At 41.3% G+C, this 21,081-nt stretch carries 17 protein-coding genes; 9 read left to right on the forward strand and 8 right to left on the reverse strand.

Translation table 11 applies throughout. The features are described from left to right. Positions 1-29: 29 nt before the first annotated feature. A complete protein-coding gene (locus KJA62_RS02760; protein WP_213318500.1) occupies positions 30-581 on the reverse strand; it encodes a DUF5070 domain-containing protein in 552 nt (183 codons plus the stop codon). A 450-nt stretch (positions 582-1,031) separates the two neighbouring features. Here KJA62_RS02760 and rnc point away from each other — a divergent pair, with 450 nt between their 5' ends. From rnc to KJA62_RS02775, 3 genes are read left to right on the forward strand one after another with little or no spacing between them, the layout of a single operon-like run. Then, on the forward strand, positions 1,032-1,718 hold the full coding sequence (gene rnc / locus KJA62_RS02765) for a ribonuclease III (RefSeq protein WP_213318501.1): 687 nt from the start codon (positions 1,032-1,034) through the stop codon (positions 1,716-1,718). Further along, positions 1,708-3,072 (forward strand): DNA repair protein RadA, encoded by a 1,365-nt coding sequence (gene radA / locus KJA62_RS02770; RefSeq protein WP_213318502.1) that lies wholly within the window; start codon positions 1,708-1,710, stop codon positions 3,070-3,072. The genes rnc and radA overlap by 11 nt, the downstream gene beginning before the upstream one ends. Continuing rightward, a complete protein-coding gene (locus tag KJA62_RS02775) occupies positions 3,050-3,808 on the forward strand; it encodes a hydroxymethylbilane synthase (protein WP_246481910.1) in 759 nt (252 codons plus the stop codon). The genes radA and KJA62_RS02775 overlap by 23 nt, the downstream gene beginning before the upstream one ends. Here KJA62_RS02775 and KJA62_RS02780 read toward each other — a convergent pair. Continuing rightward, complete coding sequence (locus KJA62_RS02780) at positions 3,720-4,505, reverse strand: SDR family NAD(P)-dependent oxidoreductase (RefSeq protein ID WP_213318504.1); 786 nt, start codon at positions 4,503-4,505, stop codon at positions 3,720-3,722. The two genes, KJA62_RS02775 and KJA62_RS02780, sit on opposite strands and share 89 nt — an antisense overlap. Positions 4,506-4,541: 36 nt before the next feature. Beyond that, positions 4,542-6,722 (reverse strand): HDIG domain-containing metalloprotein, encoded by a 2,181-nt coding sequence (locus tag KJA62_RS02785; protein WP_213318505.1) that lies wholly within the window; start codon positions 6,720-6,722, stop codon positions 4,542-4,544. Between the two features lie 212 nt (positions 6,723-6,934). On the opposite strand from KJA62_RS02785, the gene dnaX reads away from it, so the two are divergent. Further along, a complete protein-coding gene (dnaX, locus tag KJA62_RS02790) occupies positions 6,935-8,377 on the forward strand; it encodes a DNA polymerase III subunit gamma/tau (protein ID WP_213318506.1) in 1,443 nt (480 codons plus the stop codon). 2 nt (positions 8,378-8,379) lie between these two features. Beyond that, positions 8,380-8,673 carry a YbaB/EbfC family nucleoid-associated protein gene (locus tag KJA62_RS02795; RefSeq protein ID WP_213318507.1) on the forward strand — a complete coding sequence of 98 codons (294 nt, stop codon included), beginning with the start codon at positions 8,380-8,382 and terminating at the stop codon, positions 8,671-8,673. A 75-nt stretch (positions 8,674-8,748) separates the two neighbouring features. Here the strand turns inward: KJA62_RS02795 and ptsP are convergent, their stop codons facing one another. The 3 genes from ptsP to KJA62_RS05185 are packed head-to-tail and all read right to left on the reverse strand — an operon-like array spanning position 8,749 to position 11,553. After that, on the reverse strand, positions 8,749-10,476 hold the full coding sequence (gene ptsP / locus KJA62_RS02800; protein ID WP_213318508.1) for a phosphoenolpyruvate--protein phosphotransferase: 1,728 nt from the start codon (positions 10,474-10,476) through the stop codon (positions 8,749-8,751). Between the two features lie 8 nt (positions 10,477-10,484). Beyond that, entirely contained in the window at positions 10,485-10,778 is a 294-nt protein-coding gene (locus KJA62_RS02805) for an HPr family phosphocarrier protein (protein ID WP_343215980.1), read from the reverse strand. 7 nt (positions 10,779-10,785) lie between these two features. Next, on the reverse strand, positions 10,786-11,553 hold the full coding sequence (locus KJA62_RS05185) for a hypothetical protein (protein ID WP_246481888.1): 768 nt from the start codon (positions 11,551-11,553) through the stop codon (positions 10,786-10,788). Between the two features lie 494 nt (positions 11,554-12,047). On the opposite strand from KJA62_RS05185, the gene KJA62_RS05230 reads away from it, so the two are divergent. From KJA62_RS05230 to KJA62_RS02830, 4 genes are all read left to right on the forward strand, one after another. Continuing rightward, positions 12,048-12,980: a ComEC/Rec2 family competence protein gene (locus KJA62_RS05230; protein ID WP_425513837.1), complete on the forward strand. Its 933-nt coding sequence runs from the start codon at positions 12,048-12,050 to the stop codon at positions 12,978-12,980. Positions 12,981-13,001: 21 nt separating this feature from the next. After that, positions 13,002-13,952, forward strand: coding sequence for a hypothetical protein (locus KJA62_RS02820; protein WP_213318511.1), 951 nt, complete (start codon positions 13,002-13,004; stop codon positions 13,950-13,952). Between the two features lie 70 nt (positions 13,953-14,022). Next, positions 14,023-16,665: a hypothetical protein gene (locus KJA62_RS05200; RefSeq protein ID WP_281412402.1), complete on the forward strand. Its 2,643-nt coding sequence runs from the start codon at positions 14,023-14,025 to the stop codon at positions 16,663-16,665. Between the two features lie 47 nt (positions 16,666-16,712). Beyond that, positions 16,713-17,777: a hypothetical protein gene (locus tag KJA62_RS02830; protein ID WP_213318512.1), complete on the forward strand. Its 1,065-nt coding sequence runs from the start codon at positions 16,713-16,715 to the stop codon at positions 17,775-17,777. A gap of 64 nt (positions 17,778-17,841) precedes the next feature. On the opposite strand, the gene KJA62_RS02835 is transcribed toward KJA62_RS02830, so the two are convergent. Together KJA62_RS02835 and dnaJ are read right to left on the reverse strand one after the other, a co-directional pair. Next, positions 17,842-19,875 carry an alpha-ketoacid dehydrogenase subunit alpha/beta gene (locus KJA62_RS02835; RefSeq protein WP_213318513.1) on the reverse strand — a complete coding sequence of 678 codons (2,034 nt, stop codon included), beginning with the start codon at positions 19,873-19,875 and terminating at the stop codon, positions 17,842-17,844. 27 nt (positions 19,876-19,902) lie between these two features. Next, positions 19,903-21,072 carry a molecular chaperone DnaJ gene (gene dnaJ / locus KJA62_RS02840; protein WP_213318514.1) on the reverse strand — a complete coding sequence of 390 codons (1,170 nt, stop codon included), beginning with the start codon at positions 21,070-21,072 and terminating at the stop codon, positions 19,903-19,905. Positions 21,073-21,081 lie beyond the last annotated feature (9 nt).

The raw sequence follows: 21,081 nt of genomic DNA on the forward strand, positions 1-21,081 counted from the left end.
AATAGAAAGCAACACTCTATCAATAGAGATTACTTGAACAACGGTGAAGCAGCATTTGATCCTCGATCCGAAAAAGCTAAACAAAGGGCTGCTTCTCCGGGGAGCAAGAAAGACATATTTTCTGGCAAAGAATCACTAAAATATATTCCGCAACACTTGTGTTCCAAAGAGTTCAAATACAAAACCAGATAACAGTCTGCGCTGTCACTCTTTAATGTTCGTTGCAATTTGCCGCTAAGGCTCAAGACATCATTCGAACTTCCTTCATCGCTGCTTATGGAATAAAAAGACCCTTGCTGAGCGTTTTCAACAAACAAATCTCCAACAAGTGCTAATGAAGATCTCCCTGATAGTTCAACCGCTATCTGTCCCAGTTTTCTCTTTCGCAACAAAGCAACGATCTCTGGCAATAAACGATAGATGTCTTGGGAAAATCGAGGATCATTATTTTTATCTTTCAAATGCTTGCGAATACCCTTGAGTAGAACCAACCCCTCTTCTTCAGAGATCAAATCTTCAAATAATATATACCCAGACCGACGAAAAAACCTTTTTTGTTCAAGATGAATGGTAATCCGCATAGACCACGACCAGAAAAGTTCTAAGGAATGAAAATTTTATAGACTTTATACTCTTTATTGACTATAAAAAGTTCGTCTTCAGCAACTTTCAAACAGCGAGAAGCCTTTGAAAAGGGTCAAAAAAAAGACATTGGCAATGAAATTTTACAAGTTTGACAATCTTTTTTTGGCTATCCCTTGTTCTTCGTAATGAAAATAATTTTCTCGTAAAAACTACTTTAAGCGCTTCCTTAAGTAGTTTTTGATCCGTGAGAATGTACAAAACTGTACCTTGCTAAAAGGCCTTTGGTGTAAAAGAATTTCTGAATCCCCTTAATCCTCTGGAGAGCTCTATCCCCTTGATCGAACACCACAACTTTCCCAAAAAGCCTCCCGGTGACCGGAGGGGTGTTTTTGAAGCTATATGGTCTTCGTTTTTAGTCGAAAGTAACGCAGAAAGAAGAGAACGCTATGACTTTCAACCTCGAAGAAATAGAAAAACGCTTGGGTTTTTCCTTCACCCAGCCCGACCTGCTAAAAACAGCCTTTACCCATCCTTCTTACAAAAATGAGATGCGAGGGGAAATTTCTGACAACGAGCGACTAGAATTCCTTGGAGATTCTATCCTGAACCTTATTGTCACCGAACACCTTTTTCTCCTCCTTCCCAATATGAACGAGGGCTCCTTATCCACTATACGGTCCGAGATGGTCAATGCACAATCTTGTTACAGGTATACGGAAATGTTGGGAGTCGGAGACTTTCTACTCATAGGTAAAGGAGAAAAAAAACACCCAGAAAGAGGAAAGCCTTCTGCCTATGCCAATTTATTTGAAGCTATCCTGGGAGCAATATATTTAGATAGTGGGCTATCACCAGCAAGGAGAATTACAGTCCCTCTACTGCCACCTTTGCACGAAATTCTAACTCTTGCTAAAGGAAACCCAAAAAATTCTTTGCAGCAAATTGTGCAAAAACAATTTTCCTCCTTGCCTGTTTACCAAATCCAATCCATAACTAGAAACGGGCTTTCTGAGTACGAGGCTGCCGTGTACGTTCAAGAAACTCTTATGGGCATAGGATACGGAAGTTCAAAAAAAGAAGCTGAAAAACAAGCGGCAAAGAATGCTCTGGAGTGTCTGGAAAATGAAAGTTAAAACTCGGTGGTATTGCACAAATTGCGGGGAGGAAGAAGCTAAATGGAGTGGGCAATGCCCTCAGTGCCAGGAATGGAACACCTTCGTAGAAAAGACAGTCGCCCCGTCCTCATTAAATTCTGCATATGTTTCTCAAAGTTGTTCTATACCTCCTGTTGCCCTCGACTCTGTTGTTCATGACAACACCACAAGAATTTTAACGGGCATAGAAAGCCTTGATAGGATGATGGGAGAGGGAATTGTCAAGGGCAGTCTTACGCTTATAGGCGGAGATCCAGGTATAGGAAAATCGACTCTCTTATTGCAAATCTCTCATCGATTAGCGAATCAATCTTTGAAAATTCTTTATGTCTGCGGGGAGGAGTCTGTCCTTCAAACTTCCTTAAGAGCAAAAAGGTTAGAAGTATCTTCCTCTAATATTTTCCTCCTTTGCGAGACTAACCTGGAAGCTATTCAGCAACGAGTGCGGGAATTATCTCCTGACATCCTTGTCATAGATTCTATACAGATACTATTCTCATCCGAAATAGCTTCTTCTCCAGGCTCTGTAGCCCAAGTACGAGAAGTCTCCGCTCGCTTAATGTACTTCTCCAAGAGAGAAGAACTAACTACTTTCATTATTGGCCATGTCACAAAATCTGGAGAGATCGCTGGTCCCAGAGTTCTAGAACACCTCATGGATACTGTCCTATATTTTGAGGGAGATAGTGATCGGCAATATCGCATGATACGCTCTGTGAAAAATCGGTTCGGTCCCTCTAATGAATTGGCTATCTTTTCTATGACTGACAGCGGCCTCAAAGAGATAATAAACCCATCCGGAATGTTTTTGAAGGAAAGAGATAATTCTTGTTCAGGCTCTTCCGTTACGCCTATTATAGAGGGGTCTCGCACTTTTCTTGTGGAAATTCAAGCCCTAGCAACAAAAAGCCCTTATCCTAATCCAATGAGAAAAACTACTGGATTTGATTCTAACAGATTTTCTCTGCTCCTTGCTGTCTTAGAAAAACGAGCCAACGTACGCTTGTACAACACCGATATTTTCATTTCAGTAATAGGCGGACTTAAACTTACTGAACCTGCTGCCGACCTGGCAGCTGCTCTGGCCATTCTGTCTTCCTTTTCAAGTAAAATTATTCCTGTCAATATGGCATTTCTAGGTGAACTCGGCCTTAATGGAGAAGTTCGAAGCGCTGCCCATATAGAAAAACGACTAAAAGAATGTTTGCTGATGGGGTTCTCTCGAATTGTTATCCCTCATAGACAACTTTCCTCTTTGCCTGAAAAACTGAAAAAAGAATTACAAATCATAGGGGTACGAACAATCCGTGATGCTATTGAACTCCTCGAATAAAGATCCTCTCCATGCCTTCCGTATAGGCAAAAAAGTTCTCTCCATCGCTGCTCGACAGTCTTCGCTATCTAAAGTTCAGGCTGTAGGATTTATAGCAAAATTGAAATCTTGGTACCCTAAGCTTACGTATCGATTAATTACCACACCAACCTATGGAGACAAGAACAAGCATCTCCCATTGAGCTCTGTTACATATGAAGATTTTTTTACAAGAGAAGTTGACGACCTATTGATGGATGATTCATGCGATATTGCTATCCATTCTGCTAAGGATCTTCCCCTTTCTCCCTCCCCAGACATTCACATTGTCGCCGTCACTTCAGGAGAAGATCCCAGGGACGTTCTTGTTTACAGGCATAAGACCATCCCCCAAAACTGCACAGTAGGATGCTCGTCAGAAAGAAGAATGCTAGCCGTTCGAGCTATCTACCCACATGCCCTTTTCAAAGATATTCGAGGAAATATTGAAGAACGTCTTTATCAGCTGAAATCTGGAAAATTCGATGCTATCGTCGTAGCAAAGGTAGCTTTACAAAGATTAAACCTTAACCTAGACAACACCATCCTATTGCCCCCTCCCCATCATCCACTCCAAGGAAAGTTAGCAATTACAGTAAAAAAACATCCCCAATCCTGGAGAAAAATGCTCATGCCTTTTCACGACAGCTCTGCAATCGTCTCCGAATATTTGCATATATTTGACGAGACGTTGCATAAGGAAACAACCGAGCTATAAACACTCCTACCTTGGTAAAGAACGGGAACACATATTTCCCTCTTCCTTTCTTCAACATTACCCAAAGAATTTTTGCAGCTTTTTCTGCAGAAATATGAGGCTCTCTCCAGTTATTGAATTCTGAACAGCATGCCTTCGAAACAAAAGGGGTCTTTACTAATCCCGGACATCCTACCAAAACCCTAATTCCATACTGTTTAAATTCCGCATCTAAAGATTGAACTAAAGCTGTCTGGTATGCCTTTGAAGCTCCATACACAGCCATCCCAGGAGCCACCACTTCACCTGAAGAGGAACTGACAACCAAAACAGTCGCTTTACAATGTCTATCCCTGATAATTTGCAAAACACGAAGAAGCAATTGAGTTGTAGCTAACACATTAATATTTAACATAGAAAAAACTTTTTCTTGTTCTATATCACAAGCATCACCATAAAACCCTTTTCCAGCACAAAAAACATAATTATCAATATCCCTTGTAGAAAGCATGCTCAATAGCTCTTCTTGAACATTTTTTTTCGTTAAATCCCCCACATGACAATAACATTCTGCCTTTGGGAAAAACTCATGATCAAAAAAAAGAGTTTTAGACGCTTCTGAAGGAAAGGAGAGTATTAAAGAATGCCCCTTGCGCGCAAGAAACAAAGCCAACGCCCTCCCTATACCGGAACCCGCCCCAATAATGCATGTCATCATAAACAACGCCAATGCGCGAAAAGATCAAGAAACATGCTAAACAATAATCCCCTTTTCATTCTTTTCGTCATCAATAAGAATCGTAGCTTCTGGATATTTATTTCTAGAATGCAAGGCGCTACAAAGCATTTTTACTATAACAGAGTGAATAATCGCAAGCTCCTCCAAATTAATGGGAGAACAAGAAAACTGCTCATCAAATAATTTCTGAGCAATAATTTTCTTTATCAATTCATTGACTGAATCTTCATTAATTTCATCCAAAGAACGTGAGGCCGCTTCAACAGAATCTACTATCATTAAAATTGTAGACTCTCTCGTCGATGGTTTCCTGCCTTGATACCTGAATAGTTCTTCATCTTTCTTTCCCACAAGGGAATGACTTTGGACATATTCGTGATACACAGAGCGTAAGAGGGATGTGCCGTGATGCTCTTCTATGACACGAATAAAAGATTCTGGTAAACCGGCCTTTTTGGCCAATTCCACACCTTCTGAAACATGTGATATAATAAGCCGAGCCGTCTCGATAGGGTCTTTGGAAAAAGAAGCCCCACCTTTAGCTATCGATCGGTTTTCTATGAAAAACTCAGGACATATCAACTTACCAATGTCGTGATACTGCGCAGCGACGCGACAAAATAACCCGTCAGCCCCTATAGCGTTTGCCGCTGCCTCAGCCAAACTTCCGACAAGGACTGAATGCTGATAGGTTCCCGGAGCTTCTTCGAAAAGACGTTTTAAAAGAGGACAATCAGAATCTAGTAAGGCGAGCAAATAATCGTTACTTGAAGCCCCAAAATAACTCTCTAAAATAGGTATGAGACCTACAACAACTATGACGGTGACAAAACAATAAACAAGGCTGCTAGAACAATCTACGTAAAAAGCTTCTATCGACCAATTACCCAAAAACAGCCGCACAGCGGACAACACATTAACAGAGACTATCCACAACCGAATCCCAACACCAAAAATCGCAGACAATCTCTGTGATTTTTCCATAATAACTGAAGCATAAAGGGTACACAGCAAATTTACACCTAAAAAAGTGCTGCTATTCCAAATATCAGACCCTAAAGTATAGATTATAGCTAAGAGCACCCCTGTGATACCTGCAACGGGGACCCCCACTAAACGAGCAATCAATATGCTGGTGAAGGGCACTAGAAGAGGATACGAAGCCCACTCACTGAGGTGTAACACCCCTGAAGCAAAAAAGATTTCTACCAATTTAGTAACAAATAAAGAAAAGCTAATAATTAGTGCGTAAAGAATAAATTTGTCCGTAGATACGAATAATTCAGTTTTTAAAAACCGAAGAAGCAAAAAGCCAATAAAAATAACTATTAAACTAAAAAGAAAACTCTCTATTATCCTTCTCTGAGTAAGAATCGTAGAGGTCCTGTCCAAACTACTTCTTAAGAAACGAATTTTTTTCAACTCTTTAGGACCTATCCTTTGGTACTTAGCAACCAACACAGACCCTTTAGGAACCTTTGCTACTCGTTTCGCCGTAGACAGTTCGTTCCTAAAAAAGACCGACGTCTCTTTATCCAAAACAACATCTAATTGACTATGTCCTAACCTAGAAAGTGCAGACTGAATAGCCAACTCTGGAAAGCCTTTCTCCTCGAGGTGACGCCGAATCTTTCCTAAACACTCCGAAACAAAGATTTCTGAATCTACGGACATCTTTACAGGAAGAATAAGCCGCGATAAGCCCTGAATGGAAGAAGGTCTAAGCTCCTCTAAGCACCAATGCGTGGACAGATCTACAAAACAGACCGAACGGAGAAAATCTCTAGCAGACTTCAATACAGCTTCGGCTTCTTCTCGGGGAAGGGATGGCGATGCAGTTAATTTTCTGTGTACATCTTCCTCCAACTTTCCTGAACCACTCCCACCTTCTCCAGAGCAATCCTTAAAAGCCAGGCTATATGCTTTCCCGAAGGAATCTGGTAACTCATCCCCAAAGACCGTCCTAATATCTAAAGAGATCTCCAGATCCACGGGAGAAATTATAGCCTCATGAGCCACATCTCCTAAAGAATATGATGGGAGGTAAAAGACCTTCAACCACGAAAACAGGAACAGAGAACTCCCTATCAACCCAATAGCTAACCCTTTCATGCAAAAATGGGTCAGCTTCCTCTTGACCCCAGAAAACTTACAACTCGAACAGGACCGCCGCCTCAGGTCTACATAATCGCCCATAACATCTTTCTAGTTAGCCAACGAGTGAGAGAGGATATGCTATCGCCCATTATTTTATCAATTTTTCCTAGCTTCCGACAAATGGAGTAAAAAAACTACCTCTTTATACCTAATGCGAGGTATAAAGTTTTAAGGAGTTCTTGGGGAGCTCCTCCAAGAGATCTACAAGCGGTTAAATTAAAACATTTTAATACGTCTTATAAAATTGAGTCATGACGCCCTCTAAATCCTATATAGTTTCTGCAAGAAAATATCGCCCTAAAAAGTTTTGTGACATTATAGGGCAGCCCTCGGCTGTCACCGTTCTACAAAATGCTTTACGCCTTAACAGGTCGGCCCATGCTTACGTCTTTTGTGGCACAAGAGGGACAGGAAAAACCACTTTAGCTAGGTTATTTGCGAAGTCACTAAATTGCTCAAACCTTTCGTCAGACATAGAACCCTGTAATGTCTGTCCCTCGTGTGCAGAAATCTCTCAAGGAAACTCTTTAGACGTTTTGGAAATTGATGGCGCTTCTCATAGGGGAATTGAGGATATTCGCCAAATCAACGAGACAGTAATTTTTGCGCCAGCAAAATCTGCTTACAAAATATTTATTATTGATGAAGTTCATATGCTTACCAAAGAAGCTTTTAATGCTTTACTCAAAACTTTGGAAGAACCCCCTAACCACGTAAAGTTTTTTCTTGCGACAACGGAACCCCATCGAATTCCCACCACTGTCCTAAGTCGTTGTCAACGGATCACTCTTAAAAGAATCCCCGAGAACCTCATTGTAAAAAAATTACAAAAAATGGCCCAGGAATGTGGACTAAAATCCACAGAAGAGGCTCTACTACCTATAGCTAGAGCAGCCGAAGGCAGCCTAAGAGATGCAGAGTCCATGTACGACTTTGTCGTATCCATGTACCCTGATGAGTTGTCTACAGAAGCCGTTTGTGACGCCGTAGGTATTCCTTTGCCAAATACTTTATCTGACTTGCACCAAAACATCTTAGAGAAAAACTACCCTCGTATCTTCTCTATCACTAATGAACTTTTTGAATCGGGAAAAAGCATTGCTCACTTTCTAGACTGCCTTATTAACTTTTATTGTTCAGCCCTTTCATCTACTGACTCAAAAACAAAATTAAATATTTCTGAAGATAAGCTTTTGGAAATTACAGATTTCCTAAGTAGATCTGTTGCTAACCTTAGCAAAACCGTCTTCGAGAAAACTTTCTTGGAGTCCACACTCATTCAACTTATCTACTTGATCAATAGACCTTCCTCAACGGAAATTTTAAAGGAAGTTCGAGCATTAAAGGCGTCTCTACCCCTTAACAATACTACTCTCCAAACAACCTCAGAAAGCTCAGCGATCCTCAAAGAAGAGGCAAAGAAAGACTTGTTTAACGAGCTACGCTCCCTTCAGCCTACAGATAATTCTCCAACCCAAAAACCATCCTCTTCCCCCCAAGCTCAAGACTTTAATAACTTGATCCCTTCCCCCGAATCATCTCCAAAAACATACAGCACACCATCTTCCACAACGCCTGCATCTACAAAATCTAAAAGTTCTAAATTGATTTCTATAGAAGAATCAGCATTCACTGATACAATACTTCAGTTCACTTCTGTTGAATTTTCAGGAATCCTCACAAAAGGAAAATAATTATGGGTAGTGGTTTTGCCAAAAAGAAAAAGGAAGCTAAATTAATGGAACAACGCTTTCGAGAAATGGAAGCCTCCTTGCAAGAGCAGCGCATAGAAGGGTCTTCGGGCAACGGATTAGTGACCATTATTCTTAATGGAAAAGGAGATCTTGTCGATATTTCCATAAAACCAGAATGTATTGATCCGGAAGACCCTGAATGCCTAGAAGACCTCATTAAGGCTGCATATAAAAATGCTAGAGAAGTAATGATGGAGTCTAACGAAACTTTGGGCTCTTCCCCCTTCCCTTTTTAATCGAAAACAAGATCCAAGCATTTACTGCTGAGAACAGATAAAACCTTGTGAACTGGCCTCCTTTCGGTCTCATCTTCACTTGATGGTTTGGTGTCTTTGTAGATAATCAGGAAGTTCTTCAATGCATGTTGCTTCCAGAGCTCTTGCAGCCAGGTTGCGGCATTCAACTAAATCCAGTGTTGAAGCTATAGAACTTACCTGATCAATGGCAGCCAACGAAATAGAGACTTCTTGTACACCCAATCCTACTAGAAGAGGAATAAATCTTGGATCACCAGCAACTTCCCCACAAAGGCACACTTTTCTATTAGCATTCTTTGCTACCTTGACAATTCGAGAAATCATACGAATCACAGCAGGGTGCAAAGGTGCTTCCAAGTGGGAGTCCCCCTCTTGGTCTCTGTCTAAGACCAGAACATTCCTTGATAAATCGTTGGTCCCTATAGCAAAAAAATCACTCTCTCGAGCAAACTCCTCCATTAGAAAAACCATAGAAGGCACCTCCACCATGCATCCCAAAGAAATCTTTTGAAAAGAACAAGAAGGGTCTTCTTTCTGGCAACCCTCAACGAGTTCTAGCATTCGGTTTCTGATAAACCTAAACTCACTAACATCCGAAACCCATGGTATCAGCACTCTGAGAGGCCCTGATGCTGTTGCCAACAAAGCAGCTTTTAGTTGTACATCCAAGACCTCAGGATGGCGAATCAGCCAACGTAAAGATCGTTCTGATTCAGAACCAGAAAACCCTTCGTAAACCTTATCCCCACCAAAATCAAACAAACGCAAAACAGACGGAAAAGCTGCTCTATGGGAAGCTAATAGCTTGTACGCATGTAATTGTTTATGGAAACAAAAATTATCTACGTCTTCCAGAATGGGAAATTCGGAACGAAACAAACCTACTGCTACATTAGGATAGTCATTTTGCAACGAACGTAACGCATCGATGCTTTCTATGTTAGCAGAAATTTTTAAATGCGATTGTTTCAAATTAGATGAAGAATGATCAACCGTCTTAGATTCTTCCCAGAACCTTTTTTTCTCGTAGTAAAATTCCAAAGTTGATGCTTTAGGATTGAAAACAACCTCTCCATTGACAGCATCAACTATGACCATACAACCATGGTACTTCTCTATCGTTTCCCAGGGTATCCCCGCAACATAGGGAATACCTTTTGCTCTTGCGACAATGGCTGTGTGCGATGTTGCAGACCCCTTCAAAGACACAAAAGCCCGAATGTATGATGAATTGGCCCCAGCAATATCAGAAGGAATTAATTCTTTAGAAAAAATAATATGATTTTGTCCAACTTCCCCTATATCATCTTTACGATTGCTGCACAAATGCCCTATGATGCGATTGGAAACGTCCTGGATGTCCTGTAGCCTGTCTACAACCACACTGCTTCCGGAGGAATTGGAGATTTTCTCTTCTATGCGCTCTATGACAGACGAAAGCACATATTCGGCATTCTTTCTATCTTTGCGTATCGTATCAACGACTTCCTCAGTGATCAAAGGATCTTTGATAATTTCTAAATGTGCTTGAAGAATAGCAGAAACTTCTGAGTACCCCTGTTCCCCTTTATTTTTTTCCTTCAACGCTGCAATGTCGGAACCAGAATTTTTTAATGCCCTGTAGTACCTGTTGATTTCATGCTCAACCTCCTCCTGAGGCAAGGTAAGTTCACTGATGCATGCCTCTGTTTTAGACAAAAAATTGGCTTTGCCTACAGAAATTCCTGCAACAATAGACGTTCCCCGAAAACGTTGCTCCTCTGATAAACAATGATCGTTCATACTCTGATTCATTCCTCATCAAATTTTCTAGCAAAAACTTCTTGCAACTTAGCCGCCAACTCTTCAGCATCTTCTCCACAAAAATTAACTTCTACCTCTCCTTCATAAGGAATTCCCAGCATAAGAATGCTCATAACGCTTCTAGCATTCACTGTTTCTCCAGCATAAGTAAAAGTTATTTCACAATCACTTCCCTCAAATAAACGTACCACTGTTCCTGCCGGACGCACATGCATTCCGCTTTTATTCAAAACCTTTAACATGATGGTTTTATTCTTTTTACAAAGTCCTTTAGAGTGCATTTCCTCTTCAATAATCATAAATAATGTCTCCGCGTAAATACCTATTAAACCAATCTAAAAACGAAGGGTAATGGTGGAACTCTGAAAAAAAAGGTTTTACACCCAGCATAACATCCCCTGTTCCTCCCAAATCATCTTTGGAAAACAACATATTCGGCGAAGGAAAATTGCGACAAACCTCCGGATTCACCAGAAAGCACTGATAATTGTCTGGGGACATGCCTTCATAAAAAGGAAAAACCCCTAGAGAATAACAATCTTCTGTCTCGTCACAAACATTTTCTTTAATAAGGAGTTTCCTAAATTTCTGAAATGCTTTAGCCAAATCCTTCGAAGACAAAATTCCCTTATCTTCAAAATGGCCAAAACCATCGTGGATATTAAAGAAATTCATATAAATTCTATCTCCACAGAATGAAGGAATTTGCTCAGAACATTGAACAGGCGGGTAGCCAACAAAACTGTCTCTGTCTTCTCTACCAATATATAACAAGCACGGCTGGAAAGGACTCAATGAGGAAACCTTATAGGCAAAAACCTCTAGCGTATCCAGAGAGGAAAAAAATTCTATAATTGCAAAAGAATCTTCAGGAGAAATATCCAAACAAGAAAGCCAAAAATCTCTAACTAACTCTATGCGCTCTCTCTGATTAAGACCTGCCAACTCAAACCAACCTCTAGGCAACAAAGGCACTTTAGCTAATACTGTCTCCCAAGACGCATGATTTTTTAAATCTGAAATCGATAATGTATCGAAAAAAAGTGAATCTTCCAATCCAGTAACCTCGTGTCAAAAGCTTATTTCCTCTCATGACTTTATCCTCTGTACATCTAGAACTTTCCTACATTTGTAAGAAATTCAGATGGTCCATAGAAAACTTTTATCACTCGAATTTCGTTTTTATTACTGCGTTACACTGGTTATCAGGAACCTCAGCTTCTATAGCTCCCAACATCTCTACTTTCTTATTGCTCAGTCTGATGCCTTTTTATCTCAAACTACGATCAAGAGCCCGCAAGATTTGTCTGATCGCTTTCTTCATCCCAGTATGTATGCACGCCGCCGCCTTTAGTCATCCCCCTTTCTTACACCCTCATAGAAAAAGCCTCTGTAAACAGAAAAATCCTAACTTCACAAAAAAAATGCGAAGAGGGTTTACTTTGAGCATAAAAAAACAGTTTTCCATAACTACCAAGCAAGGGCCGCTAAATGATATACTCGAATCAAATTTTAAGTCTAATTGCTTTTCTAAGAGATTTATTGAAAAGATGTTGGAAACTAGAAGCCATCTTAGGATTTTTCTAATAAACAAAATTCAATCAAGAGTGAAAAGTACTAGTTCATCTCAATTTCTTCAGACTCTTCTTCTGGGATCCCCTCCAGAAAAGCTATTACGAGAAAGATTTAGTTCCTTAGGAATCTCTCACATATTGGTTGTGTCTGGATTTCACTTTTTCGTACTCCAGAGAGTTCTTTACTCCACAACTTGTTTACTACCACCTAAATTCCGTCCATGGACAGTTTTGTCTGCGTTAACACTATTCTGTTGGATCCTTCCTTATTCTCCCTCTACTCTGAGAGCGTGGATCGGAACTACCCTTGCCATCTGCTCACTACTTGCAAGAGGCCACTGCTCCTCATTTAACCGATTAGGAGTTAGCCTCATTATATGTGCTACCTTATTCCCAAATAATTCAATGAGCTTTATTTTAACATTTCTATCCACAGCAAGCATCATGCTATTCTCTCCAAAGATTGCATTTTCTCTAAAAAATATTCTCCACAAGTTGCTAATTAAAACACATGAATCAACAACAAACTATTCATTGTTAATTAGAACTCTTAACTACCTTGTCAATTCTTTTTCTCTCACCATAGCATCTCAAATACTTCTTCTCCCTATTATGGCAAATTACTTTGGAAAAATAACTCTCAGTGGAATACTCTACAGCTTTTTTATTTCTCCTTTGATTTATCCCCTTTTTTGTCTTTCTCTTCTTGCTTTATGCACAAACATACCCCTCATCTGTAGATTAACAGACGGTTTTGCTACGTGTGTGCTAGACCAAATTATTCTCAAAGACTTTTTTGTCTTTAAGGAGTTCTCTCTTCCCCATTTATCGACTCTTGTAATACTTTGTTACATTCTAGTGGTCTTTGCACTAGGTATTTTTTTGCGGACACGCTCTTGGAAAGACTAACCAGTAATTGTTATTAGCCCCATGATATCACGTACTTCACATCAAAATAACGCAAGCCCCATCATGACTTATTCAAGGACACCTATTCACAAGGTTGTTCTTGTTGTCTTGGGCATTCTAGTTGCAGCTCTTCCTCTAACAACAGCATTTTCCTTTCCGTTGCCAATTGTATTAGCTTTTATTATTCCTCCTGCGTTAGTTTCTATCCTTCTTGCAGCACTACTTTGCTATAAAAAAAACATCTCTGCAAAAGATGTTCCTTATTCTGTAGAAAATACTTACAAACTATTAAAAGAATATACAGTAGAGTCTTGGGAACCCAAATATAGCTCCCTAGGGGGGGCTAATCAAATTTCTCTTTCCCATAAAACAACAAATATTCGATTGTGCCTACACCAAGGACATCCTTTTGATTGTAAGCAAACACAATCCCTATCAGCTTTCTTATTTTCTATAATTCCCTCCATGGAAAAGGAAGGAAACTGTTCCAGAACTCACTCGTGTTTATCAGCTATTTCTAATCCTTTATGGGAAAAAATAAGAAAATCTCCGAAGGATCGCATGCTGCCCGGAGAATATCGTATCATTCTCTGGGAGCCCTCCCAAGGACTTCCCCCCAGATCCAGCCATCTTATTTGGACCGTTGAAACAACCTTAGAGGATTTAGGCGGCTTTTCAAAAGACACCAATGAAATCTCCTTCCTGAACCTCTTCTCTACTTTCAGAAAAAGTTATTTAGAACTGTTTCTGTTATGCTTTGAACACAAAATTTACGAAATTCACCTACCTCTGTTAGGAGATAATATACCCAAACCCGTTATCATTGATGATAAAAATTGGGAACTTATGAAAGTCTTTCCTCTCCTTGCAGCTGCTTCTCAAGTAGCTAAAAATCAAAAAGAAAAGCCTTTAGAAATCCATATTGATAGCAAAAAAAAGACGCCTCTAAAAGGTTTATTATTAACTCTTTAATTTCATCATAACTGGATTTGTGCTATTCTTCCCGCAGTTTTTGGTGAAAATTAAACAATAGAGCGTCACAATGACTTCTGCCGCAACATCTGGTTCGTCCGCAAACACAGCAACAGTTTTATCTAAAGAGTTATCTTTTACGGAGAAATCCCTTTCCTTTACCAACAGGGATATAACGAAGATCGCGTTGATAATTGTTGGGCTTGTTTCGGCTGTTAAACTATTTGTGATGGCCGCTTGTTATTTTGTTTTTGGCTCTTCCATTATAGGCTCAGTCATCTTTACCGTTGGAGCTGCCTTGCTCCTGCTTTCTTTATTGGCTATTGATGCTAGAAGAAAAACCTTCCCTCCAGGAGCACTGCCATCTGAGTTGTACCCCACACATACTAGGGATCTCCCCCTTCACTTTGCTGCCAAGCTTTGGCATTTGCCAGAAGTCACAGACTTCTCTTCAGATTACACTAGCCAAATACTACAGCCTTACACAGTTTCTGCCCCAGGAATTTCTGGAGATTTAAGTTATGACGGCAGTGCTTTATTAGTAAGACTCTTGGGTATTGGTAGAGACGATTGGAGACATCACACTATATTCTTCCGTGATTGCCGATTAATTAAAAGAGAAATCCCCAATCTGGCAAGACACATAGACGGATTAGTTCTAACGAGAAAAAGAAATGTCATAGCTTTAGATGAGCAACCTGTTTTCATTACGGAAAGCCTTTCAGAGCAACTGTTGTCTCAAGCACTGGCGTCCACACAACAATTATCCCAGGAAGAAGTAGCTACTATTGATATTCCACAGGAGCACGTTAATCAATTAGGGAAACTTATTCTTATTGTAAATAATGAATTTAATGAAAAAACAAGTCCCAAATTATTTAAAAAATTAGTTCAGACTTACACAGCCGTATTCTCCATCGCCATTCAGAACGATTTAAGGTCTATTCAACTGCCATTGTTAGGTATAAGTGATTCTGACAAGAGCGATTTTGAGCGAGAAAACCTTTGTTTACTAGCTCTACTACACGCAATACAGCTCAATCTACTAGTACAACCAGAACTAGCCCACTTTAGGGTTAATCATTTGCCTAAAAGAATTTTAGAAAGAGATCCTAAACTCTATGCCAGGATTTGCGAATATCTTCGAGATCCTCAAAAACCTCTTCCAGATAGGAGCTTCTTTAAGGAGACTCCTATTTTAGAGCACGTTCCGGCTGATAGAACTGTCCAGTATTACTCTAGTAAGTCTGAAGTGGGCTTGCTACTTACACAAGCTACCGAGAATTTTCTCGAAAGGCAAAAAGCTCGACAAGCAGAAAAGCTTCGGGAAGCTGCTGCTAAAGAAATCAAAGACGCAGGGGATAGACCTACACCTGCTCCAATATCCCAGGAGACTGTTTCTGCGGTCTCAGCTTTACTAAGCTCTTCGACAGCTAGACAGATCTCTTCTAGAGTTAAAAAGAAACCCGACTCTAGGCCAATGTCAACTCCTACACCTGTAGCTCCAGCCCCCACTCCTGTGGCCCACACACCTGTAACTACCCCTGAAGCAACTCCTACACCTGTAGCTCCAGCCCCCACTCCTGTGGCCCACACACCTATAACTACCCCTGAAGCAACTCCTATACCTGTAGCTCCAGCCCCCACTCCTGTGGCCCACACACCTATAACTACCCCTGAAGCAACTCCTATACCTGTAGCTCCAGCCCCCACTCCTGTGGCCCACACACCTATAACTACCCCTGAAGCAACTCCTATACCTGTAGCTCCAGCCCCCACTCCTGTGGCCCACACACCTATAACTACCCCTGAAGCAACTCCTATACCTGTAGCTCCAGCCCCCACTCCTGTGGCCCACACACCTATAACTACCCCTGAAGCAACTCCTATACCTGTAGCTCCAGCCCCCACTCCTGTGGCCCACACACCTATAACTACCCCTGAAGCAACTCCTACACCTGTAGCTCCAGCCCTCACTCCTGTGGCCCACACACCTATAACTACCCCTGAAGCAACTCCTACACCTGTAGCTCCAGCCCCCACTCCTGTGGCCCACACACCTATAACTACCCCTGAAGCAACTCCTACTCTTGAAGGGCCCCTGGAATTATCTTTGCAAAATCTTCTTGAACAGCTCAGTTCTTTGCTCTCACTTTCTGGAAAAGGAGCTTGTTGTAAAAAATTCTTGTCAACGAAATCTAAAAAAGAATCCTTTAGCATTGTCAGCAAATGCTCCTCTTTAACTCAGAATATGTTTAATACAAATACTCCGAAGGATTTATTTGCAGAACTTTTTGAAAGAGAGAACCCCATAACGCTAACTCCGGATTCTAGATTAATGATAGTAAACGAGTTAGTCGAAAGGTTCTTTGGATCTTTGACATGCACAGAACTTTCAGAATATCTACTAGAGATTTTAAAGAACGATTCTTTCCTTTCTGAGTTTGGCAAGAAGAATCGTACATCTTTGCAAAAAGTATACGCAGAGGCCTTACAAAACTCTCAATTGTCTTCGCCTTCAGAAAACATATCCCCTTCAATGTTTGATTTGCATAAAAAAGGAGTCGTTAAAATGGGTAAAGCGATAAGCAAAGCTTCACACAAGGCTGTTAAAGTTGTTAGGGGACTAGGATCATCAGACAAGTCTCGACCGCATCATGCCGAACAAGACAAATCCAAAGATGATCCTAAATCTGATCCAGAGTGGCAATAACAAATTTTTAATTTCTACATAAACAAAGGTATACTTTCGGTATCATTATGACAACACAAATACCTATAGTCTTCTCCCGCCCCCTAGAGAGCGCGAATGTTAGACTTTCCAATCTATTGGATAATAACAAACGCGTTGCTACGAGCATATCGGATATCACAAAAATAGTTCTAATTACTATAGGATTGATTTCTTCGTTAGAACTCATTTGCGCTGCCATCTACTTACTCTCAATTGCCATCATGCCTGTGGCGCTCTTTGTTCTGGGCGTGGGGTTGGCAATTCTTTTAGTCTCTTTGGCAGGAATTGATTCGTACAAAAAAGATTTCCCATCTACGCTAGAAGATCTTACATCTATTCCTCTCAACACCTCGTGGTTAACAAAGCAGTATATGCCATCTTCTTGGCAAATTCCTTTCCTAGAAAGTGAACCTGAAGGAGAGCTAAACAAGATTTTGACAGAGAAATATGCAGTTTTCAATGTCGAAGGGGAAGATGAGTTTGACCAATATTCTGAGATATCTCATAAAACTCTCCCTTTTACAATCCTCTTACGAGAAACGCCTCGATCTATAAGAAATAGAGTCGCAGACGATTCTTCCGCAACGGTATTGGTTTCTAACACGCAAAAACCTGATTATGGGCATGGCAAACAAGGCTTCTACCTTCGCGGGCTTCCAATAGGATTCAAAGATAAAATCTTGAGAGAGATGATAAACAGACCCATTCCTTCTGATGATATATTTGCCTGGGAAACCCCCAAAGGCACGCAAGGCTCTGGAAGATACATCTTTGCTCTGGACTTATCTTCAAAGTTGACCCAGTTACCCTTTCAGGGTAGCCTTATCTCTTCTTCCTTTACGGAACAATTTTTTGCAGATTTGGTTCAGTTAAATTCGAAATTGATCGTCTTTGCTAATATGAACCAAATTTCAAATCTGCATTTGCAAGAGCTATTGGGCATCAATCTTTGTCCTAAAACTCATCCTGAGAGATCCGAATGGAGGAACTTGTGTTTCTTGGCCTTACTGTATGCTGTAGAACTGGAGCGAGTCAGAGGAAACTTCGTAAAAACTATCAGTATAGACACTGTTGGTGACTGGAGGAACTAAAAACCTCCAGTCTTTCAAGACTTTTTTCAATATTTTCCTTCGCTTATAAGTAAAGTTATGGAAATCAAAATTCTGCTAGCTCTTTAATCCCAGCAAGAATCCGATCCTTTTGAGGAAGGACTTCACTTTCGAGGACCTTACAGTAAGGGACGGGAGTATTGAGACCGCATAATCTGCGTATGGGAGCATCAAGGTGCATACCAGCTTCTTCTGCGACAACAGCCACAATCTCACTTCCAAAACCGCAGATTTCTGGTGCTTCATGGATGACTAAAAGCTTCCCGGTACTCTTCACGGACTCTATAACCATAGCAGAATCCCAGGGGATTAGGGTTCTCAAATCAATAAGAGTAATGGATATCCCCAGGGCATCCAACTCAGATAGTAGATCTACACACAACACCAAAGGCATTCCCCAAGAAACTACCGTAAGATCTCTTCCGTCTCGGACTTTCGCTGCCTTACCGAAAGGAAGAATATAGTTACTGGAGTATACTGCTCTTGAGCTAAAGATTCTTCTTTGGTACAGGGCCTTATGCTCCATAAAAACAACAGGATTTCTGTCTCTAATCGACGCTTTCATGAGGGCTTTGGCATCTGCTGCATTGCTTGGGTAAGCCACTTTTATTCCGGGACAATGAGCCAAAAACCCTTCTATACTTTGAGAATGGTAAGGCCCCCCCTGAATATACCCTCCGCAAGGAGTCCTTATAACAATGGGGCACTCCCACTCTCCTGCAGAACGATAATGTATACTTGAAGCCTCACCAAATAGCTGATTAATTCCGGGCCAAATGTAGTCTGCGAACTGTATTTCTGCTACAGGCTTATGAATCTCATCAAAGGACATTCCTACAGCTGTGCCGATAATGGTAGCCTCAGCCAATGGAGTATTGAAGCAACGATTTTCTCCAAAAGCATCTGTTAGCCCTCTGGTAACTCCGAAGACTCCTCCTTTATCACCTGCTACATCCTCCCCAAAAACAACGACACCAGCATCCCTTTGCATTTCTTCCAAGATACCCTCTCGAATCGCATCTCGCATAGTTTTAGGTTCATTTTCCGAAAAACTCGATTCATGAATATTTTCATAATCAATGAGAACGTCAGTAGGAGGAGCATATACATGAAGAGAGGCTGTTCCCCTACCTGGGAACGGTGTCAATAAAGCTTCTGAAGCTGCCGCTTCCACTTCCTTGCTCACTTTAGCCTTCAAATCTAAAAGCTCTTCTCTTGAAGCTTCTCTCCTTAAAAGAATCTCCCTTTCTAAAACGGTAATAGGATCTTTAGATTCTTGTAAAAGAGACAACTCACTTGCTGTGCGATATTTTTCATGATTATCAGAATTGCTATGAGCCTGTAATCTAGCAACCTCTGCAATAACAAGCGCAGGCCTACTTTGGATCCTGGCCTCTTCTACAGCCTGAGCAAAAACTCTATCTAAATCACAATAGGAAGTCCCTGACACTTCATAAACGGATATACCTTTGTAACATTGTCCTAAAGCAGCTAAATCTGCTCCGCATTGTTTATCGAAAGGAACAGAGATGGCCCAGCGATTGTTTTGTATTACAGTAACAACAGGCAAGTAATGTAGGGAGACGTAATTCAACATCTCATGGAACTCGCCTTGTGACGTGGCTCCTTCCCCAGCAGATACGTAGACAACCTCTTGAGCTCCAGAATTCTTTACGGCCCACCCTCTACCTGCTGCGTGCAAAAATTGCGTACCTACAATACTAGACTGACAACAAATACGCATCTTTTTGTGCGAATAGTGATATGGCATCATACGACCAGAAGAATGATCTGGAATATCTCTGGCCAGAAAAGAAGCAAAAATTTCTTGTAAGGAACAACCTAAAGCCAAAGGGAGTGCTTGGTCTCTGTAGTAAGGGAAGAACCAATCTTTTCCTGGCTCTAAATACTTGGCTGCTAGGATCCCGACCAATTCGTGGCCGGCGCAGGACAACTGAAAACTTCCTCCCGAATCACTTTGTCGAGAGAGCTTGAACATTTTTTCTTCCGCGAGACGTACGCGATACAAAACCTCGATTGCCTCAACTAAGGAAGACTGAACTCCCCCTTTTACAAGCATCCTACCCCCTTAGCAATCTATTAACCGTTATACAGCAAAATCAGAGAAGAAACTCTTAATTTTGTCTAAAAAACCACGTTTCTTGGGAAAATTTTCAGCTTTTTCTGTAGAAGAAAATTTCCTTAATAGATCTTTCTGCTCTTCCGAGAGCCTTTGCGGAGTCTCGACCCAAACTCTGACAAGTAAATCTCCCTTGCCTCTCCCATGAACGTTTGGAAAGCCATGCCCGCGCACTTTCAGCACTGTACCACTCTGGATACCCTCAGGTATGGTTAATAAGCAAGTACCTTCTTTGAGTAAGGTAGGGATTTCCTTCTTCATTCCTAACGCCGCATCAACAAAACCTATAGGAAGGTCCAAGATTAGATTATCGCCTTGTCTTTCAAAAACGGGATGCGAGGCTACATCGATACACACATAGAGGTCCCCTGAAGGCCCTCTATTTTTTCCTGCATCACCGTAGCCATCCATCTTCAGACGCATTCCCGAATCAACCCCAGCAGGAATATGCACAGAAATCTGACGCTTATCTTTAACTCGTCCCTGTCCTTTACAGTTCTTACAAGGATCTACAATAACCTTTCCTTCTCCTCCGCATTCAGGACAGGTAGAGGCCATAGAGAAAAACCCTCGCGTTTGGACAACTTGACCGGAGCCCCTACATTTTCCACAAGTTTTGACTCCGTCTTTGGTCGAAGCTCCGGAGCCGTCGCAGCTAGCACACGCCTGGTAACCAGAAATCACCAACTCTTTATCCACTCCGCGCGCAGCTTCCTCAAAACTCAGTTTAATATGAACCTTCTTACTAGCCCCTCTAGAAGCGCTAGCGGCATCCCCGCCAAAACTATCTCCGCCAAGACCCCCAAAAAGATTGTCAAAGATAGAGCCTCCGCCTCCCAAATCACCGAACGCGCCCATAAAGGTCCTGAGAGCGTCCTCCATATTACCGAAGCCTCCCCCAGAAAAACCTCCAGCTCCAGCAAAGGGCCCATCCTTCCCGTAACGATCGTAAGACTCTCTTTTTTTAGGGTCACTCAGAACTTCATAGGCCTCAGAAACTTCCTTGAAACGCCTCTCAGCCTCAGCATCCCCGGGATTTTTGTCTGGATGATATTTGACCGCAAGCTTCCTGTATGCCTTTTTTATTTCTTCTGCAGAAGCACCTCTCTCTACACCCAACACAGAGTAATAGTCCATACACTCCTA

Source organism: Chlamydiifrater volucris, from assembly GCF_902806995.1.
Lineage (GTDB): Bacteria > Chlamydiota > Chlamydiia > Chlamydiales > Chlamydiaceae > Chlamydiifrater > Chlamydiifrater volucris.

Bases quoted from the DNA above. Each gene is read 5' to 3' on its own strand.
- rnc (WP_213318501.1), top strand. From the start codon at position 1,032: ATGACTTTCAACCTCGAAGAAATAGAAAAACGCTTGGGTTTTTCCTTC.
- KJA62_RS02830 (WP_213318512.1), top strand. From the start codon at position 16,713: ATGACAACACAAATACCTATAGTCTTCTCCCGCCCCCTAGAGAGCGCG.
- KJA62_RS05230 (WP_425513837.1), top strand. From the start codon at position 12,048: ATGTTGGAAACTAGAAGCCATCTTAGGATTTTTCTAATAAACAAAATT.
- KJA62_RS02820 (WP_213318511.1), top strand. From the start codon at position 13,002: ATGATATCACGTACTTCACATCAAAATAACGCAAGCCCCATCATGACT.
- radA (WP_213318502.1), top strand. From the start codon at position 1,708: ATGAAAGTTAAAACTCGGTGGTATTGCACAAATTGCGGGGAGGAAGAA.
- KJA62_RS02805 (WP_343215980.1), bottom strand. From the start codon at position 10,778: ATGCACTCTAAAGGACTTTGTAAAAAGAATAAAACCATCATGTTAAAG.
- KJA62_RS02835 (WP_213318513.1), bottom strand. From the start codon at position 19,875: ATGCTTGTAAAAGGGGGAGTTCAGTCTTCCTTAGTTGAGGCAATCGAG.
- KJA62_RS05200 (WP_281412402.1), top strand. From the start codon at position 14,023: ATGACTTCTGCCGCAACATCTGGTTCGTCCGCAAACACAGCAACAGTT.
- KJA62_RS02775 (WP_246481910.1), top strand. From the start codon at position 3,050: ATGCTATTGAACTCCTCGAATAAAGATCCTCTCCATGCCTTCCGTATA.
- KJA62_RS02785 (WP_213318505.1), bottom strand. From the start codon at position 6,722: ATGGGCGATTATGTAGACCTGAGGCGGCGGTCCTGTTCGAGTTGTAAG.
- KJA62_RS02760 (WP_213318500.1), bottom strand. From the start codon at position 581: ATGCGGATTACCATTCATCTTGAACAAAAAAGGTTTTTTCGTCGGTCT.
- ptsP (WP_213318508.1), bottom strand. From the start codon at position 10,476: ATGAACGATCATTGTTTATCAGAGGAGCAACGTTTTCGGGGAACGTCT.
- KJA62_RS02795 (WP_213318507.1), top strand. From the start codon at position 8,380: ATGGGTAGTGGTTTTGCCAAAAAGAAAAAGGAAGCTAAATTAATGGAA.
- dnaX (WP_213318506.1), top strand. From the start codon at position 6,935: ATGACGCCCTCTAAATCCTATATAGTTTCTGCAAGAAAATATCGCCCT.
- dnaJ (WP_213318514.1), bottom strand. From the start codon at position 21,072: ATGGACTATTACTCTGTGTTGGGTGTAGAGAGAGGTGCTTCTGCAGAA.
- KJA62_RS02780 (WP_213318504.1), bottom strand. From the start codon at position 4,505: ATGATGACATGCATTATTGGGGCGGGTTCCGGTATAGGGAGGGCGTTG.